14 protein-coding genes are annotated in these 14,676 nt (G+C 69.2%); 11 read left to right on the top strand and 3 right to left on the bottom strand.

From position 1 onward, the window contains the following. The first annotated feature begins 122 nt into the window (after positions 1–122). From VAB18032_RS17045 to VAB18032_RS17010, 8 genes are all read left to right on the top strand, one after another. Entirely contained in the window at positions 123–809 is a 687-nt protein-coding gene (locus VAB18032_RS17045) for a tryptophan 2,3-dioxygenase family protein (RefSeq protein WP_043721074.1), read from the top strand. 68 nt (positions 810–877) lie between these two features. Further along, positions 878–2,140, top strand: a complete 1,263-nt coding sequence (locus VAB18032_RS17040) for a tryptophan 2,3-dioxygenase family protein (RefSeq protein WP_050814619.1) — start codon at positions 878–880, stop codon at positions 2,138–2,140. After that, positions 2,137–3,300 (top strand): aminotransferase class V-fold PLP-dependent enzyme, encoded by a 1,164-nt coding sequence (locus VAB18032_RS17035; RefSeq protein ID WP_148272300.1) that lies wholly within the window; start codon positions 2,137–2,139, stop codon positions 3,298–3,300. Before VAB18032_RS17040 ends, VAB18032_RS17035 begins: the two co-directional genes overlap by 4 nt. Next, positions 3,297–4,325, top strand: a complete 1,029-nt coding sequence (locus VAB18032_RS17030) for a methyltransferase (RefSeq protein ID WP_013734115.1) — start codon at positions 3,297–3,299, stop codon at positions 4,323–4,325. Before VAB18032_RS17035 ends, VAB18032_RS17030 begins: the two co-directional genes overlap by 4 nt. A gap of 204 nt (positions 4,326–4,529) precedes the next feature. Next, positions 4,530–4,802 carry a hypothetical protein gene (locus VAB18032_RS17025; RefSeq protein WP_148272299.1) on the top strand — a complete coding sequence of 91 codons (273 nt, stop codon included), beginning with the start codon at positions 4,530–4,532 and terminating at the stop codon, positions 4,800–4,802. Further along, the gene (locus VAB18032_RS17020) at positions 4,762–5,382 is read left to right on the top strand and encodes an RNA polymerase sigma factor (protein ID WP_013734113.1); all 621 of its coding nucleotides are present in this window, start codon (positions 4,762–4,764) and stop codon (positions 5,380–5,382) included. Before VAB18032_RS17025 ends, VAB18032_RS17020 begins: the two co-directional genes overlap by 41 nt. Before the next feature lie 20 nt (positions 5,383–5,402). Further along, entirely contained in the window at positions 5,403–7,511 is a 2,109-nt protein-coding gene (locus tag VAB18032_RS17015) for a tetratricopeptide repeat protein (RefSeq protein WP_158309503.1), read from the top strand. Between the two features lie 16 nt (positions 7,512–7,527). After that, complete coding sequence (locus VAB18032_RS17010) at positions 7,528–8,379, top strand: AAC(3) family N-acetyltransferase (RefSeq protein ID WP_050814758.1); 852 nt, start codon at positions 7,528–7,530, stop codon at positions 8,377–8,379. A gap of 203 nt (positions 8,380–8,582) precedes the next feature. Here the strand turns inward: VAB18032_RS17010 and VAB18032_RS17005 are convergent, their stop codons facing one another. Further along, complete coding sequence (locus tag VAB18032_RS17005) at positions 8,583–9,086, bottom strand: MarR family winged helix-turn-helix transcriptional regulator (protein ID WP_013734110.1); 504 nt, start codon at positions 9,084–9,086, stop codon at positions 8,583–8,585. A 113-nt stretch (positions 9,087–9,199) separates the two neighbouring features. Between VAB18032_RS17005 and VAB18032_RS17000 the strand changes: the two genes are divergently transcribed. The 3 genes from VAB18032_RS17000 (at position 9,200) to VAB18032_RS16990 (ending at position 12,995) form a co-directional block, all read left to right on the top strand. Further along, entirely contained in the window at positions 9,200–9,877 is a 678-nt protein-coding gene (locus VAB18032_RS17000) for a hypothetical protein (protein ID WP_013734109.1), read from the top strand. Between the two features lie 289 nt (positions 9,878–10,166). Further along, positions 10,167–11,276, top strand: coding sequence for a peptidoglycan recognition protein family protein (locus tag VAB18032_RS16995; RefSeq protein ID WP_013734108.1), 1,110 nt, complete (start codon positions 10,167–10,169; stop codon positions 11,274–11,276). Between the two features lie 147 nt (positions 11,277–11,423). Further along, the gene (locus VAB18032_RS16990; RefSeq protein WP_043721064.1) at positions 11,424–12,995 is read left to right on the top strand and encodes a nucleotidyl transferase AbiEii/AbiGii toxin family protein; all 1,572 of its coding nucleotides are present in this window, start codon (positions 11,424–11,426) and stop codon (positions 12,993–12,995) included. A 37-nt stretch (positions 12,996–13,032) separates the two neighbouring features. Here the strand turns inward: VAB18032_RS16990 and VAB18032_RS16985 are convergent, their stop codons facing one another. Then, the gene (locus VAB18032_RS16985; RefSeq protein ID WP_013734106.1) at positions 13,033–13,449 is read right to left on the bottom strand and encodes a mycothiol transferase; all 417 of its coding nucleotides are present in this window, start codon (positions 13,447–13,449) and stop codon (positions 13,033–13,035) included. Positions 13,450–13,467: 18 nt separating this feature from the next. Continuing rightward, positions 13,468–14,535: a DUF2855 family protein gene (locus VAB18032_RS16980; protein ID WP_013734105.1), complete on the bottom strand. Its 1,068-nt coding sequence runs from the start codon at positions 14,533–14,535 to the stop codon at positions 13,468–13,470. Positions 14,536–14,676: the final 141 nt, after the last annotated feature.

Here is a 14,676-nt window from a genome sequence, read left to right as displayed (position 1 = left end):
GAGTTGATTGATCCGAAACTCATCGCAACCAAGGGGCTGGTGCATTGCCGTTCGTCGTTGGATGATGACCGCCGGTACACGACGTTGATCTCGGCGCCAGCGCCCAGACGGAGGGCTATTCCGTGAAGCACGACCATTCGCCTGTCCTGCCAGGTCAGGGCGCTACGGACTATGCGCGCTACATGCGTATCGACGCGCTGCTCGGTTTGCAGCGGTCGCCGGACGAGGTCATACATCGCGACGAACTGCTTTTCCAGGTGGTGCATCAGTCGACCGAGTTGTGGCTCAAACTGGCGGCGGCGGAGTTGGCGGAGGCGACCGCACAGGTGGCTGCGGGGCGGCTGGCGGCGGCGGAGGCGTTCCTGGTCCGGGCGACGCTCGCCGTCCGCTTGATCACCGACCAGTTGGAGATGTTGCGATACCTGTCACCAGTGGATTTCCAGGCGATGCAACCAGCGCTGGGCAACGGCTCCGGTGCAGAATCACCTGGTTGGCGCGACGTCCAGGGGGCCAGCCGAAAGCTCGGTCGGGCGTTCGACGAGCAGCTCGCCACCCGCGGCATCACGGCCACGGCACTGTGCCCGACCGATCCGGCGGAACCGCTGCACCGGCTCGCCGAGGCGATGGTGGAGTGGGACGAACGGGTGTCGGTGTGGCGGGTCCGCCACTACCAGGTGGCACTGCGAATTGGCGGCCATCGGCCCGCCGGCAGCCCCGGCAGCGCGGCGAACATGCTGGCGAAACTCGCCGGACACCGATTCTTTCCCGAGTTGTGGCAGGCGCGGACGAGCCTCACCACCAACGAATAACCCTGCTCAACTCAGCATCTGCGGTCGACGGCAGCGTATTCGTATTTTCACGTTTTGAGGGGTGGCATGTGCGTGCGTTGACTTCCTGGTTGTCCGGCCCGAGTGAACCGCACAGTTTTCCCTACTCGCCGGTGCTTGCCGAATTTCACCGGCTCGGTAAACACTTTGTCGAAAAGGATTGCCTCGCCCTGCTCGACAGCGCCCGGCAAGCAGTGGCCGGCCGGGCCACCACCACCGGCGACGCCGCGACCCGGCAGCTGACCGACTTCCTGGACATCGCACTCGACAAGTGGGACGGCCGCTACGACTATCGCAGCTACCTGGCTCTGCGGCTGCTTCGACTACCGGATTCCGCCGACCATCCGCCCACAGTGGAGGCCGGTGACGGGCGGCGGGCCCGGGACCGGCTCCTCGTCCGCCTGGTCGCCGACACGCTGGCTTTCGAGTTGGCCGCCGCCGCGCACACCACCGGGCTGCTTCCCCAGGAGAGGCCCGGGCCGGTGCTGGTGGCCAAACGGTGCCGGCTAGGGGTGCGAGCCGTCGCCCCTGCGCTGGCTCGTCTCGGGGTGGTCGAGGCGGTCGGCGCGGGCACCCCGGCCGCTGCCACGGCCCGCCTGCTCGCCGTCGCCCGTGAGCTGGTCTCCCCGGGAGACCCGTCAATGCGGCTGAGCATGCTGCCGGTGCATGTGACGCACGACGAGTACCTGTTCATCCGGGTGCTCCAGGCGTACGAGTGCATCTTCGCCGGCGTCGCCGAGGAACTTCGCGCGGCAGTGACGGCCCTGGCGGGAAACACGCCGGCCACCGCCGCCGACCGGCTCGGCTACGCGGGTGACCTGCTGCGCACCGCAGGGCCCCTCTTCTCCCTGCTGGCCACCATGCAACCGGAATCGTTCCGCACCTTCCGGCAGTACACCGAGGGCGCCAGCGCGATCCAGTCCCGCTCCTACAAGCTGGTCGAGTCGCTGTGTCGTACGCCCGAGGTGGGCCGGCTGGACTCGGTCGCCTACCAGTCGGTGCCGGAGGTGCAGGCCCGGGTCCGCGACGGCCAGCCGACGGTGGACCAGACGTACCGGCGGGCGGTTGCCGACGGCCGGCTCACCGGGGCGGACGCCGTCCTGGTGGCACGGCGGATGGCCACGTTCGCCGGTGCCCTGACGCAGTGGCGTCGTACCCATCTGCGGGTCGCGGTGCGGATGCTCGGTGCCCGGTCCGGCACGGGCTACACCGAGGGCACGCCCTACCTGGCGGCGGTCAGCACCGCACCGGTCTTCGCCGCCGTGACCACCGACGCCGCCACGCCCGAGCAGAACGAGAGGCGGTGCGCGTGAGCCAGCCCGAGCAGAGCCCCCGGTGTCTCGACGCCGCCGCACACGCCGCCCTGCGCGCGGAGTTCCCCCTGCTCGCGAGCTGCGTCTACCTGAACAGCAACTCCACCGGCGTCGTGCCGAGAGGCGTGGAGACGGTACTGCACGACTACTGGGAGACCCTACGCACCTGGCGCGACGACGTCTGGCAGGACTGGCACATCGGCCTCGACCGGTACGCCGACTCGGTGGCCACCCTGCTGGGCGCGCCGCCGGGCAGCGTGCTCACCGACGCGAACCTGAGCACCTTCCTGGCCCGGGTGGCGTCCTGTTTCGACTACCGCCCGCCCCGCAACCGGGTGGTGATCACGGATCTCGACTACCCGACGGTGCCGTTCATCTTCCGGGCGTACGGCCGATACGGCGCGCAGCTCGACGTGGTCGGCACCGGCGGCCCCCACCTCGACCAGGACGCGCTGGAAGCCCGGATCGACGAGCGGACGCTGCTGGTGTGCGTGCCGCACGCCAGCTTCACCTCCGGCGCCACCGTCGACCTGTCCCGGCTGGTGACCCGAGCCCACCAGGTCGGTGCGCTGGTGGTGGTGGACGCCTTCCAGACCGTCGGGGTGGTGCCGTTGGACGTCACCGCGCTCGGCGTCGACGTCGTCCTGGGCGGATCCCACAAGTGGCTGTGCGGCGCCGGCACCGCGTTCCTCTACGTCCGGCCGGACCTGGTGCCGCTGCTGACTCCGGCGGCCACCGGCTGGCAGGCCGGCGACCGCGCGTTGACGTTCCGACCGTCGCCCGGCTGGGCGCCCGGCATCCGTCGCTTCGCCGGCGGCACACCGTACCCACTGACCTCCCTGATCTCCCAGGTCGGCCTGGACCTGCTGCTCGACGTGGGAGCCGACGCCATCCGGCGGCACTCGCTGGCGCTCACCGGGCGGCTGCTGGACCGGGCCGACGCCGCCGGCATCACGGTGGTCAGCCCCACCGACAGCGCGCGGCGAGGCGGCGTGGTGTGCCTGGACGTCCCCGACGGTGAGGCCGTCAAGCAGCGGCTGGCCGCCCGGGACGTGATCTGCAGCTGGCGCGGCTACCTGCGGGTCGGCCCGCATGTCTACAACACCCTCGACGAGATCGACCTGTTCATGGATGCGCTGGAAGAGGAGCTGCACCGGTGACCGTCACCCTCTCGCCCCGGGCGTTGATGAGCCTGCTCGTCAACGGCCCCAAGGCCACGGACGTGCTGCACACGGCACTCGACCTGGGACTGCTCGACGCGCTGGAGGCCGGACCGGTCCGCCTCGACGCGTTGGCCACCCGGTTCGGGGTGCTTCCGCTACGGCTGTACAAATTCCTCGACTGCATCGAGAGCCTCGGCCTGCTGACCCGCGACGAGCCCGACGACGACATCGGCGCGACCAGCTACCGCGCCGTACCGGGACTGCGGGACGCGGTCAACGCGGTGGTCGGTCCCGACGCCACCGAGCGGGACAGAGACCGCTACCCGTGGCGGCAGTTGCACGGCCGACTGGCCGAGAGCCTGCGCGGTGAGGTCAGCATCGACGACGGGTTCGCCTGGCCACCGAAGACAGCCGAACAGACCGCCGAGTTTGAGCGCAGCATGGCCCTCGGGCTGGGACCGGCGATCGAGACGGTACGCCGGCACTCGGATCGACTCTGGTCGGACCGCCACCGGCTGCTGGACGTCGGCGGCGGTGACGGAACCCTCGCCGCACACATCCTCGACACCGCGCCGGACCTGCGGGCCGACGTGTACAACCTGCCGGCGGTGGCACCACTGGTGGCCGCCACCCGCGACGCCCGTGGCCACGCCGACCGGCTCGGCTTCGTCGGCGGCGACTTTTTCGTCGAACCCCTACCGCGCGGTTACGATGCGCTGTCCTTCGTCCGGGTCCTGCACGACTGGCCGAACGCGGTGGCCCGCGAACTGGTCCAGCAGGCGTACGCGGCATTGGACCCGGGCGGGCTGATCCTGATCTGCGAGGAGTTCCGCACCCCGGACCGGCTGGCCATGCAGTTCTTCTGGAGCTACTTCCTGATCGGCGTCGACAGCAGCGTCAGTCGACTCCGCGAGGCGGACTTCTACACCAAGCTGCTCACCGAGGTCGGCTTCCAGGACGTGGCAGTGCTGCCGGGCACCTGGGAACTCGTCATCGCGTACAAGCCGTCCGGGCGGGAGTGAGCGCCGTGTCCGGCGCGTCGACAAGGCGAGTCACATCCTGACCGAGGGAGCCCTTCCAGTCCTCGGCGCCACCTGGTAGGCCACGACCCGCGACGCTGGCAACGCTGTCGGTCGATCCCTGTGGCCACCGATGCGAAGGCATCGGTGGTTCTCGTGGGGACGACCAAACGCGAACGGGGTCCCGCACGACAGTGGGTTGTGATGATGACATTGCCCAAGCACGGAGCATGGGCGGTACTGACCGCCCTGACTGCGGGCCCCCTGCCCTGGCAGTCGACCACCCTGATGGCGGGCATGCTGGCCGTCTGCACCGCGATGAGCATGCTCGCCGAGTGGCAGGCGCGAGGCAGCCTGGTCACCCCGACCCGCGCCGCTCTCACAGTCCGGCTCGAGTGCTGGAACGCGACGGGCGTGCAGACTGTCCGGCTGATCTGGAATGCCGCGGCAGATCGGCACCGACAGCAACCAGGGACGTGATGTGGGGTCCGTCGAGTCCCGGCCAAAGCTCACCAGAGCCCAGGTCGAGCAGATCGAACAGCTCTACCTGCATGAGGCCGAGGACCTGTACCGGTATGCCCACTCGCGTTCGTGGATCCGGGCCGGCGATGCACATGATCTGGTCCAGACCACGTTCCACGAAGCCATCCGCGCCTGGGAGAAGGTCGAGCCGCTCGGTGTCGACGAGCGCAGACGATGGCTACGTCAGGTGCTCAGGAACAAAGCAGTCGATGTTTGGAGAAAGCAGAACCGGGTCGATCTGGCCGTCGATGTCTCCGAGTTGCCCCCTACGTCCGACGACGAGACAGCCGAGCACGTGGCGCTGACGATCGCCCTGGCCAACTGCTGGAGGGCGATCGAACAGATGCCACCGCGTCGGCGGATGGTCGCGTTCCTGGTCTGGGGTCAGGCATGGGATGTCAAGCGCGCCGCCGAGCACCTCGGGCTGGCGGCGAGCACCGTTCGCGTCCATCTGCGAGAGGCACGTCTGCAGCTGAGAGCCAGCGTCGGCCACCTGGTGCCGTTCATCGAAGACGAGAAAGACTGGGAGTCTGCGTAATGACCGACAACGAGGAGCGAATGCCGCTCACGTTCGCAGAGGTCTACCGACGCGCCCGTGCCGCCGGGGGAGAGGCGATCCCACCGTATGACCTCAGGCGCGGCCTGGACGAACTGAGGGCCTGGATCGACCGGGAAGTCGACGTCGTGGAGGAGACGGGAGAACACCGCGCCTCTGCTGGGGTGCGACGCTCACAGATGGAACTGCGGGGACGCCATGACCTGCTAAAAGAGTTGCTGACCCTGGCACGCCGACCCGCAGCGGGCGGTCCGGCCGTGCTCGTCGGGGCAGGCGGTTCGGGAAAGTCCACGTTGGCTGCTGCCCTGACGGAACGGGCGCGAAGCTGGGACCGCCAGCTGTGGTGGGTCTCCGCCGCCGATCCGGCTGGCTTCTTCGAGGGTTTGACCAGGGTGATGAGCGACCTCGGCGGCTCCACCACAGACCTGGAATCGATCGCCAACGGGGCGTCTGACGGCCCCGACCGGCTCTGGCGTCTGCTGGAACGCTCACCCAGAAGATGGCTGCTCGTCATCGACAACGCCGACGATCCCTGGATCCTTGCCGCGGCGGACTCGCCGGCGGGTATCCAGGACGGCCAAGGCTGGGTGCGGGCGTCGCAGCGAGGCCTGGTCGTGGTGACAAGCCGGGAAACCGACGCACGCATGTGGGTGGGTGCCCGACTCTTCGCGGTCGGTCAGCTGAGTGAGGTCGACGCCGCGCAGGTCCTCCGCGATCTCGCGCCGCAGGCCGGGGACGAGACCGAGGCCCTGGCCCTGGCGCGACGTATCGGTGGTCTGCCGCTCGCCCTTCACCTGGCCGGGACCTACCTGGGCTCCGGGATCGCGCAGTCGCACACCTTCGCCGCCTACGAACGGGCCCTCGGCAGCCGGGAGGGAACCATGGTGGACCGTACTGCGGAGATCTCGCTGGACGGGCTGGCTCAACAGGGCATCCCCCAGGCCCGGACGCTACTGCGGCTGGCCAGCTGCTACGCACCCGAGTCGATTCCGACCCGCATGCTGTCCATGAGTGGCCTGCAAGAGGCGCTCGACGGGTTGACAGGTGTGGGTCTGATCCAGAGCGGCGCCGCCGCGATCACCCTGCATCCCGTCGTCACCGCCACCCACCGCGCCCGCCTCGCGGGACCAGAGGTCTGGCAGACCGCAGTCGCGCATCTGGTCGACGCACTGCGGGAGCTCAGCCACAGCCAGCCGGAATGCTGGCCGGAGTATCGGCGGCTCAGCCAACACCTGCTGGCCCTGCTCGATGCCGTCGCCGAACACGGAGACCACGAGCACCTCGCCCTGCTGGCCGACGCCACCGCCGATGTCGCCAGGGCCTTCAACCACAGCGGCGCGTTCGGGGCCGCCGGCATGCTGTGCCGGATCGCTCTCGACCGCTGTGCAGCACTGGGTGAGGAACACCCGGCGGTGCTGGGCGTCCGGCACCAGTTCGCCTGGACCGTCGCCAACAGGGGCGATCTGTCCCAAGCGGAGAGCATCTACCAGGAGGTGCTCAGCATCCGAGGGCGGGTCCTCGGCGACTACCACCCCGACACCCTCCGCAGCCGCCACGAATCCGGGTGGATCGCCAGTCTGCTCGGCAGATGGGGCGAGGCTGAACAACGCTATCGGGACACCCTTCACGACTGCCTGCTCCACCTCGGGCCGGACTCGCGGGACACCCTGACCACGCGCCACGAGCTGGCGTACGCGATCGCCCGGCAGGGCCGCCTCGACGAAGCCCAACCGATCTTCGAGGACGTCCTGCGCGACCGGCGACGTGTCCTTTCCGATCTCGCTCCACAAACCCTCCAGACCCAGCACGCGCTCGCGTGGATCACCGCCAGCCAGGGCAGATGGGCAGCGGCCGAGGCCCTCTACCGCCAGCTTCTCGACCTGCGTCAGGTGCTCGAGGCCGACCACCCCCACGTCCTGCTCACCCTGCACGAACTCGCCTGGACGATCGCACGTCAGGGCCGCCGAAGCGAGGCGGAGACCATCTACCGACAAGTCCTGGAGCGACGCGACCGCACCCTGGGCACCGATCACCCCGAAACCGAGACCACCCGATGGGCGCTGAACGAGCTCCTGCACGGGCGGATTGTCGACGCCGTACACCCGGCCTGACCGTTCGGAGACCCACATGATCTTCGAGGAACACCTCGCCACCGCCCTGGCAGGCCTGCACCTGACCGAGCGCCCCGTCATGCTGCACACCTCACTGCGGTCCTTCCGGACAGTGATCGACGGCGGTGCCGACGCCATACTCGACGCACTGCTCAACCGTGGTTGCACCGTGATGGTGCCCGCCTTCACGGAACCCCAGTTCGCAGTGGCTGCCCCCACCGACATGCGTCCGGCACGCAACGGCGTCGACTACGCCGCCCCGCCGGTCGAGGACACCCTGCTGGAACCCAGCCCCTACCGTGTCGACTGCGGACTGATCAACCCTGCGCTCGGCCTGCTTCCGGCTGTGCTCGTCGGGCGCCCCGACGCCGTACGCGGCCGGCATCCACTCAACTCCTTCGCCGCGGTCGGCCCGGAGGCCGCCCACATCATCGACGCCCAGAGCCCCGATGATGTGTACGGGCCGATTCGCGAGCTTGCCGACCGCGACGGCGTGATCCTGCTCATCGGTGTGGGCCTCAACCGCATGACCGCCCTGCACCTGGCCGAACAGTGGTCCGGCCGCCGCATGTTTCGCAGGTGGGCAAAAGACATCGACGGTGCCGTCCGCATGGTCGAGGTCGGCTCCTGCTCCGCAGGGTTCCCGAAGCTGGAGCCGGTCCTCGGTTCGCTTGACCAGAACATCATGGTCGGCGCCTCGCGCTGGCGCGCCTTCCCCGCCCGGCAGACCCTCGCCGCCGCGACGGCCGCCATCGCCGCCCAGCAGGACATCACCCGTTGTCCTGACACCGAATGCATGCTCTGTCGAGACGCCGTCGCCGGAGGCCCGACGACTTGCCACACACGTCGGCCCGCCTTCCGAACGTGAACAAGTCCGCATGGTCGACCTGGCATCTACGTACCAAGCCAGCAGGCCCACCGTCGCACCGGAACCGAGCCGACCATGCCTGTGGCGCCATTCGCGTCCTGGACTCGACGATTGCGGCTGACGTCGGCTCGCGGGCGCGATCACTGGCCGGCCGCCGGGTTCGATCTTGCTGAAGTATTCCTTTGTCCCGCCTGCCGCCGGGGTCACTGCGTCGTTGATCTCGCACTGTTCTGTAGACCCGGGTGGACGCCGGCCGGGTGTCCGGTGTGCTCGGCGAGTCGTTGCAGGACGGCGATGAGATGTCCGCGTTCGTTGGCATCGAGCGGAGTGAGGATCTCATCCTCGTGCTGGTCGGCGATCCTGCGGGCGCGGGGTAGCAGGGCGCGTGCGGCGTCAGTCAGGTGAATGGCGTGGGCGCGGCGGTCGGTGGGGTGTCGCCGACGTTCGACAAGGCCGCGATGCTGAAGGTCGTCGAGGAGTCCGACCATGACCTTGCGGTGGATGCCCAGCACGTCGGCGAGCTGTTGCTGGGTGCTCCCTTCGCCGCGCTCAAGGTGCATGAGCAGCCCGAAGTGATTCGGCCCGATGCCCAGCGGCGCCAGTCGCGTCGCGAAGGTCTGCGCGGTGTGGAACCCGAGCTGGGAGAGCAGGAAGTTGGCCCGGCCGGCCAGCGGCCGGTCCGTGCCGGGTGCGAGATCATCGGACACCCCATTATTGTACGCCTTCCGTACTGTCGTTTACGGTAACAGTTACCATTGCTCCGCAGTTGGGGATCGGATGAGGCTCACCGCACTGTCCCCTCTACGCCGAAGGATGCCGGATGTCCTACCCGCTGCCCCAGTTCGTCGAGCCGGAACCACACGGATTCATCTATCTGGGCTTCCAGGTCGAGCCCCCGCGACAGGCACCCGTCTACACCCACACCCCGCGCCGGCAACGGGCGGCGGCGCGGCTCGTCCAGGCCGTCCCCGCACTCCTGCGCCGCCCGGACGTGGCGTCCGTACGCATCTTCCGTGCGGTGTTCATCCCGCCACTGCCCGGCGCGCCCCGCTACGACCTGGCGACGCTCATCCGGACGAAGCACGTGGACGACCTGAAAGCGGTGCGCACCTGCGGCGAGGTCGCGGCCCTCGACGGCGAGCAGATCCTGGCCGGCGTCAACGTGGCCCGGATAGGTGACACCGAGGCCCGCACCGACGGTGTCTTCCTGCTCAACCACTTCACCGCCGCGCCCGGCACCGACGCCGAAGCCGTCTGGCGCTCAGTCACCGGCTGGTACACCACCAAGACCGCAGTGGACAACTCCACTGCCCTGCGGCCCACCGAGCCTTCGCCGTTCGCCTTGGTGAACTATGCGCGGCTGCCGGCCGGGCCGATCCGTTTCCTGGTCGGGCAACTCACGCGTCCGAGCTTCCACCGCTTCGTGCGGGCCCGCCTCGACGCCCACGGGATGCGGGCGCTACCCGCCTTCCACCGGCTCGTGCACACGTCGGCGTGACGTCGAACGGAGGTCGACCCTCATGCGTTTTTCTCGTCCTGCCGGGGTGGCCAGGACCTCGACAGCGTCAGGTTGCGGCGAGTGCGGGTGGGGTGATTCTGCGTAGGAATGTCCGCGAGGGGTTTGCGTGACTGTCCGATGCGGAATAGCCTCGGCTCACTCTTCTGGATACCGGGTATTCAGATGAAACCGGGCGATGGAGTCGGGCGTGTGTAGTACTGGCAGGGCTGGCCCAGCGTGACCGACCTGCGCCGCGAACAGCAAGTCACCCACTCGAAGGAGTCCGTCGATGGTAACCAGACGAAATGCCCTTGCGGCCGGCGCGTTCGCCGCTGCCGCGCTTCCGCTGACCGCAGTGATGACGCGTGGTTCGGCCTCGGCCGAGTCGACGCCGACCGGCGGGCAGACCGCCCCGCGTACGTTGTCGCGACGGGCAGGCCGGGTGCGCGCGGGCGCCCGGGTGAGCGGCACCTCGTTCCCGGTCAGCCACCTCGGAGTGCGCTGGGCGAGTGACAATCCTCTGCGGATCCGCTTCCGGACGACTTCCGGCTGGGCGTCCTGGCAGATGGTGAACGGCTGCGACGGCGGTCATGACGATGCCGAGGTAGGCGGCCACGCCGCTCTGATCTCCGCCCCGCTGGCGACCAGCTACGAACTCGACGCGGGTAGCGCCGACGCGGTGCAGATCATCGAGCTGAACACCGTGGACGGGCCGCGGGACCTGCGACTCGCGGGTGCGCGCCGAGGAATGCCGATCGGTGACCGGGTCGTGCCGGTGCGATACCTCAGTCGGGCAGCCTGGGGGGCCGACGAGTCGTTGCGGTTCAACCCGGACGGTACTCCGAAATTCGGTGCCGACCAGTTCTTCCCCGTGCAGACCGTGACGGTGCACCACACCGCAGGCCAGAACGACGATCCGGACCCGGCCGGGTTCGTCCGAGGGCTGTACCAGTTCGACCTCGACCGCTACGGGGACCTCGGCTATCACCTGATGATCGACGAGGCGGGCACCGTCTACGAGGGCCGCGCGTCCGGCAGTGACTCGCAGCCGATGTTCGGACCGGCCGGTGCCGACGGCCGTCCGCTGATGATCAGCGCCGCCCATGTCGGCGGCATGAACAGCGGCAACCTCGGCATCGCGCTACTCGGCGACTTCACCAGTCGGCAGCCGACCGCAGCGGCCCGGTCGGCGCTGACCAAGGTCCTGGCCGGCATCTGTGCCGTACAGCGGCTCGACCCACGGGCCGCCACCACCTTCGTCAACCCGGTCAGCGGTGCCCAACTGGCGGTCGACACCATCTCCGGTCACCGGGACTGGATGGCCACCGAATGCCCCGGCAACGCCTTCTACCCCAAGCTGCCCGCGCTGCGGAAAAAGGTGGCAAGCCTCCTGCGCTGACCCTTCTCACAGACTCCGAGACGGGGTCGGTGGCCGGCAACCGCGGCAACGATGAGGCGGCGCTGATGAGCAACTCGCATCCGCCGCCTCACTGCGCTCCCCGGTAATCGCGTTCTGCTGCCTGTGGCCGTGCCATAGACTCCGCCGGTGCCTGAGGTGTCGGGGGACTTCGAAATCCACATCACGGTTCACGCTGGCAAGGCCGAAGAACTGCGGACGTTCGCCGGCGAGCGTGGCGTGAAGTTCGTCCACATCGTGCTCGACCGTGGCGCGTACGCCTCTCAACCGATGCTCACCCTGAGCGGGCGAGGCACCCTGACCGAGCAGCGGGACACGGTGCAGCGTTGGGAACGCGAACTGCGCGGGGTGGGGATATACCCATGCCGCTCGAAGATCGAGGCGGCCCCATGGTGCGTCGGCGTACCGCAGTCGGACGAGCAGGTGGTAGCCGAGCCGGGTGGCCGGTACTTCGAGCATCACGTCAAACTGCTGTTACCCACCACGGCGGTTGCGGATCTGGTGGCTCTCACCGATCTGGTCGCGCCGCACGGGGCGCGGCTGTCTCGCAACGCCCGCCGGGAGTTCGCGGACGGCGCGCAGGAACGCTTCGTCAACCAGCGCTGTCACGGTGTCGGGCTCGCCACGGCCCGGCATCGGCTGGACAAGCTCGTCGAAACCCTTCGAGCCGCAGGCCACGAGCCGACCACAGTGGAGCAGGAGTACGTCGTCTTCGACAGCGCCCTGCACCACGACCATGGCTGGCTGGACTCGCCGGAGCCGGCCGCGAGCGGTTACCAGCGGAAGCGCGAGAACAGGATGAGGTCCGCGCCGGCCGACTCCCCGGACTACCCGCCGACCTACCGGCCACTACCCGCCGGCCCGACCGTACGCCAGCGGGCGGCCTTCGACCCCGCCCTCAAGCAGTACCCGAACGCCTACCGCGCCGGCGAACCCGACTTCCTGGTGCCGGCCACCGGCCAGCGGTGGACCGACGCCCGACGTACCGCCATGAATCACATCCTGGCGGCCGCCGCCGCAACCACCTGGCATCAACATCTGGTCCTGCGCGGCAGCGTCACCATGGCGGCCTGGGTCGGCGACGCCGCCCGCGAGCCGGGCGACCTCGACTTCGTCGTCACGCCGCACACCATCACCAGCGACAGCACCGACGCCCGCACGCTGCTCGATGACATCAAGACCGCCGTCCGCACCGCGACCGGCGGCGGTCTGCAACCGGACCGCATCACCGAATCCGCCATCTGGACGTACGAACGCGCTGACGGACGCCGCCTGCTCGTGCCGTTTCGCACCCCGGAGGCGCCGGACGGTCACGTACAGATCGACATCGTCTTCGGTGAGCGACTGCCCCTCCCGCCAGAGGTGGTGATCCTGCCCGGCGTCGATGAGCCGTTGCTGGCCGCGCCCGCCTCGCTGGCGCTGGCGTGGAAGCTGCTGTGGCTGGCCACCGACATGTATCCGCAGGGCAAGGACCTCTACGACGCGGTCCTGCTCGCCGAACACACAAGCGTCGACCAGGCGCTCGTCCGCGAACTCATGCGACCGGAACTCGGCGTCGAAGCCGACACCTTCACCGCCGAGACCGTGCTGTCCTGGCAGGTCGACTGGTCCAACTTCACCGACGAGTACCCCGGTATCTCGGGCACCGCCGAGCAGTGGACCAAGCGGCTGGCACTGGCCCTCGACCAGGCCTGGAACTGACCGAACCGGAACAGGTCGGCGGCAGGGACCGCCCGGCTCAGCGTGGTCCCAGCCCGGTGCGCCCGTCGATCAGCTCGCGCACGACATCGAGGTGACCGGCGTGCCGAGCGGTCTCCTCGATGACGTGTAGCACGATCCGTCGCAGATCGGTGGTCTGCGACGCCAGCGGCTCGTCCGGATGTCGGCCGGCGGGTGTCGCCGTCAACGGGGCCGCCGCGATGATCGCGTCGGAGATCTCGCACTGGTCGCGATAGAAACCGAAGACCTGGGACGGCGATCGAGTCGTGACGAGCGGGGTGTGCTCGTCGGGCCAGGGCAACGGCTCCGCCGCGCCACGGAAGACCTCCTGGAACCGGTGGCGCTCGGCATGCCCGAGATGCCCACCAGGCCGAGCGGCGACCTTCCGGCGGGCAGGACGGGCACCGCGCGTCTGGTCGTGGAGGCGCAGGGCCACTGGTCCGCAACGCCGGGCTCACAGTTGGACGACGTGGCCCACCCGTGGCGGCGTGCGGCCCGCGAGGACGTCGAGCCAGGCGTGTCGCAGTGCCTCGGGACCATTGCCGACCTGCACGGCGAGCCACTTGTTCAGCACGGGGACGAATCGCTGCCACGCAGCGGTGAACCGTTCGTCGAGGCCGTCGCGGCCCCAGTCGCGGCTGCGCTTGCGCATCTGCACCGGCGCGAAGAAGACCTGCCCGGCGGCGTCGGCGTTGGGAGTCTGCTGGGTGAGCCCGACGGCGATGTCCCGGACGAGTCGGTCGCCGAGATGGTCGCGCAGGGCGCGTCGGGTGGCGGGTGCTCCGGCCAGGTCGAGGTAGACGGTCGGGACCGGGTCGAGGGCGCTGATGTCGTCGTAGGTGAGGACCGTGTCGTAGCAGCCGAGTGACCGGGTGAACGCCAGATTGCCGGGGGAGGTGAGCCCGATCAGGCGCGGTCCGCGGCCGTGCAGTTCACAGGCGGCAGCGTACGCCGTCTTGCTCGACGCCGACGACAGCACGAGCGACTGCGCACCGTAGTGGTCGTTGTCGATGATCTGGTCGGCGAGCATGAACGAGGTGAAGAACAACGGCCGGAACAGGATCAGCAGGTCCTCCTGCTCCGCCCGGTGGGCGGGGTCCCCGCTGGTCGACCGGTACGCGTTGTACGGCGAGGGCAGATCGGCCCGGTGCCCGCTGGCGTCCCGGAACCCGGACGCGTCCACCCGATCGGGGCGTACCACCAGATGCCCCGCGGGCGGCAGGTAGCCGTAGACCCGCTGACCCGCCTCGACGCCGGCCACGGTGGACGCGATCACCTCGGCGAAGCCCCACAGCGGCGGAAGCCCCCACTGCCGGTCGAGCCCGCGGGGCTCAGGCGGAAAGAACTCCCAGTAACGCATCGCCTCGCCGAGCACCGCGTACGTCACGTTGTTGGCGGTCAGACCGACCCGGTCCACGCGCAGCAGCGCCTCCCCGTCGGCGACAGCGGGCATCGGGCTGTCGACGAGTGTGGTGCGAGCGCGGTCGTCACGGGCCACGGCGAAGGTCCACGAGTCAGCCATGCTGTGACGTTAGGCAGACGCGGACCCGGAGACAAGTGCACTAAGAGTGCAAAATCCCACTCGTGGCGGGCAGGGGAGACGCGTCACCACGAGGACCTGTCGGGATATCGGCGAGGAGGCGGTCTCTTAATGACCACCGAC

The organism is Micromonospora maris AB-18-032, assembly GCF_000204155.1.
In the GTDB taxonomy this organism is placed as follows: Bacteria; Actinomycetota; Actinomycetes; order Mycobacteriales; family Micromonosporaceae; genus Micromonospora; species Micromonospora gifhornensis.
Note: the sequence above shows the minus strand (reverse complement) of the source record. Positions and strands in the feature narration are given on the sequence as shown.

What these genes read in the sequence shown, in the direction of transcription:
- VAB18032_RS17025 (WP_148272299.1), top strand. Translation starts at nt 4,530, where the DNA reads ATGACATTGCCCAAGCACGGAGCATGGGCGGTACTGACCGCCCTGACT.
- VAB18032_RS17020 (WP_013734113.1), top strand. Translation starts at nt 4,762, where the DNA reads ATGCCGCGGCAGATCGGCACCGACAGCAACCAGGGACGTGATGTGGGG.
- VAB18032_RS17015 (WP_158309503.1), top strand. Translation starts at nt 5,403, where the DNA reads ATGCCGCTCACGTTCGCAGAGGTCTACCGACGCGCCCGTGCCGCCGGG.
- VAB18032_RS17010 (WP_050814758.1), top strand. Translation starts at nt 7,528, where the DNA reads ATGATCTTCGAGGAACACCTCGCCACCGCCCTGGCAGGCCTGCACCTG.
- VAB18032_RS17000 (WP_013734109.1), top strand. Translation starts at nt 9,200, where the DNA reads ATGTCCTACCCGCTGCCCCAGTTCGTCGAGCCGGAACCACACGGATTC.
- VAB18032_RS16995 (WP_013734108.1), top strand. Translation starts at nt 10,167, where the DNA reads ATGGTAACCAGACGAAATGCCCTTGCGGCCGGCGCGTTCGCCGCTGCC.
- VAB18032_RS16980 (WP_013734105.1), bottom strand. Translation starts at nt 14,535, where the DNA reads ATGGCTGACTCGTGGACCTTCGCCGTGGCCCGTGACGACCGCGCTCGC.